Raw genomic sequence first — 2,278 nt, forward strand, 5'->3', positions numbered from 1 at the left:
ACACTTTTTTGATCGTGGGCTGCGTCAGATGTGTTTAAGAGAGAGTCCCTGTACTCGACCGGGAAATGGCGGCGGTGGAAGGGGATGCCGAGGATGCGGGCGACCGCTTCGGCGTCGGCGGCATCCGCTTCGGCCGGACAGGGACGGGCGGGATCTTCCTCCTCCCAGTTGCGCATGAACAGCCCCTCCACGGCGAGGCCCTCGCGCACCAGCAGCGAGGCGGCCACGGCCGAGTCCACCCCCCCGGAGAGCGCGGCGAGGATGCTCATGGCGGCACGCGGTTGCCGAGATCGCAGACCACCTGATCGAGCGGGAGGCGTCGGCCGCGCAGGAAATCCTCCGCGCAGCGTGCCACCAGCGGGGAGCGATGCGGCAGGGGGTGGCTGCGGAAACGCTCGGGCTCGAGCCAGAGCACCGAGCGGATGCCGGGATCGAGGGATACCCCCGGTCGCGGCGCGATCGGACGGGCGGCGAAGGCGAAGCGCACCGTATGTCGGTCCACATCGCGCCATTCGTAGACCCCGACGAGCGCCTCGATCTGCACCATCCAGCCGGTCTCCTCCAGGGTCTCGCGGGAGGCGGCCTGCAGCAGCGATTCTCCGGCCTCGACCCTGCCGGCCGGCTGATTGAGGACCCGCCTGCCCTCGATCTCCTCCTCGACGAACAGCAGCCGCTGCCCGTCCCAGGCCAGGACGGCGACGGTCAGACGGGGCGGCCTCACCGGCGGGCACCCGCGACGAGCGGAAGCCTCGCCGCCGGCGGCCTCGTCAAGGTGTGAGCTGGAAGCGCGTTCACGGAACCGATCACGATCTCGGACCTATACTCTAGAACGGGTAGTTTGAGCCCTGGAGCCTGCGATCGGTCCATGAGCCGGAATACCCGCTCGAGCGTGGAACGCGACGAGGGTCTGCTGGTCGATGCCGGCAAGGTCGATGTCGATCGGCCGCCGATGTACCAGGTCGTGCTGCTCAACGACGATTACACGCCGATGGATTTCGTCGTCATGGTGCTCGAAGTGTTCTTCGCCATGGACCGGGAGCGGGCCACCCGGATCATGCTCCAGGTCCATACCCGCGGGCGCGGTGTCTGCGGGGTATACACGCGCGAGGTGGCCGAGACCAAGGTCGCTCAGGTCAACGAGTTCGCGCGCAGCCATCAGCACCCCCTGCTGTGTACGATGGAACGGGCATGAGGGCCGGAACGAGGAGAGCGAGCCATGTTCAGTAAAGACCTCGAGCTCACCATCGGTCTGTGCTACAAGCAGGCGCGCGAGCAGCGCCATGAGTTCATGACCGTCGAGCACCTTCTGCTCGCCTTGCTCGACAATCCCTCCGCCGCCGAGGTACTGCGCGCAGTCGGCGCCAATCTCGAATCCCTCGGCCGCGAGCTCAAGGCGGTCATCGCCCAGACCGTGCCGGTACTCGCGCCGAACGACGAGCGCGACACCCAGCCCACGCTCGCCTTTCAGCGCGTGCTGCAGCGGGCGGTGTACCACGTCCAGTCCTCGGGACGGAAGGAGGTCACCGGCGCCAATGTGCTGGTGGCGATCTTCGGCGAGAAGGATTCACATGCGGTCTACCTGCTCGGCCAGCAGGACATTTCCCGGCTCGACGTGGTCAACTACATCGCGCATGGCGTGACCAGAAAGGGCGGCAAGGCGGCTCCGGCGAAGGAGGAGAGCGAGAGTAAGAGTGCCGGTGAAGAGGGCGGCGAGGAGTCGCGCGGGAATCCGCTCAAGGAGTATGCCGTCAACCTCAACGAGCTGGCCCTTGCCGGCAAGATCGATCCGCTGGTCGGCCGCGAGGCGGAGATCGAGCGCACCATCCAGGTGCTCTGTCGCCGGCGCAAGAACAACCCGCTGTTCGTCGGTGAGGCGATAGCGGTTGACCCGATCCCAGTTGACCACTGGCACCGCCAGCAGCGTGGGGATCACCGCCTTCAACTCCGCCCAGCGGTCGTGGCGGCGAGCCGCTTCTTGCAGCAGCGGTTCCAACTCAAACCCGCCAATGGGGGCTTCTTGGGCAACCCGTCCCTGCACTTCAAAGGAACAGGTGCCTGCCCGCTCAAAGAGATAGCGATCGAAATCGGTGAGCAGGTTGAGCCAGAGGGCGTCTTCCAGCTCACCTGGCTTGATCAGGCCCAACTGGGCGATGGCCTCTAGCAGTTCCGGCAGGGAGTTGTCTTTTATCAGCCGCTCCTGTAGCACTCGGATAGCCCGCTGTGACCATTCCAAGTTGAGGCGGGGAATAAAGAGGGATACTGTATCTTATACACATAT

At 65.5% G+C, this 2,278-nt stretch carries 3 protein-coding genes and 1 pseudogene; 2 read left to right on the top strand and 2 right to left on the bottom strand.

Annotation, left to right across the window (positions count from 1 at the left end):
• A pseudogene (locus NW858_RS11970) lies at positions 1-269 on the bottom strand (hypothetical protein); the annotation flags it as partial.
• Positions 266-721: an NUDIX domain-containing protein gene (locus NW858_RS11975; RefSeq protein WP_414520583.1), complete on the bottom strand. Its 456-nt coding sequence runs from the start codon at positions 719-721 to the stop codon at positions 266-268. The pseudogene NW858_RS11970 and the gene NW858_RS11975, both read right to left, overlap by 4 nt.
• A gap of 168 nt (positions 722-889) precedes the next feature.
• Between NW858_RS11975 and clpS the strand changes: the two genes are divergently transcribed.
• Together clpS and NW858_RS11985 are read left to right on the top strand one after the other, a co-directional pair.
• Positions 890-1,192, top strand: a complete 303-nt coding sequence (gene clpS / locus NW858_RS11980) for an ATP-dependent Clp protease adapter ClpS (protein WP_414520584.1) — start codon at positions 890-892, stop codon at positions 1,190-1,192.
• A gap of 24 nt (positions 1,193-1,216) precedes the next feature.
• On the top strand, positions 1,217-2,161 hold the full coding sequence (locus NW858_RS11985) for a Clp protease N-terminal domain-containing protein (protein WP_414520585.1): 945 nt from the start codon (positions 1,217-1,219) through the stop codon (positions 2,159-2,161).
• Positions 2,162-2,278 lie beyond the last annotated feature (117 nt).

Source organism: Synechococcus sp. H55.10 (assembly GCF_047502715.1).
Taxonomy (GTDB): domain Bacteria; phylum Cyanobacteriota; class Cyanobacteriia; order Thermostichales; family Thermostichaceae; genus Thermostichus.

What these genes read in the sequence shown, in the direction of transcription:
- NW858_RS11985 (WP_414520585.1), top strand. Translation starts at nt 1,217, where the DNA reads ATGTTCAGTAAAGACCTCGAGCTCACCATCGGTCTGTGCTACAAGCAG.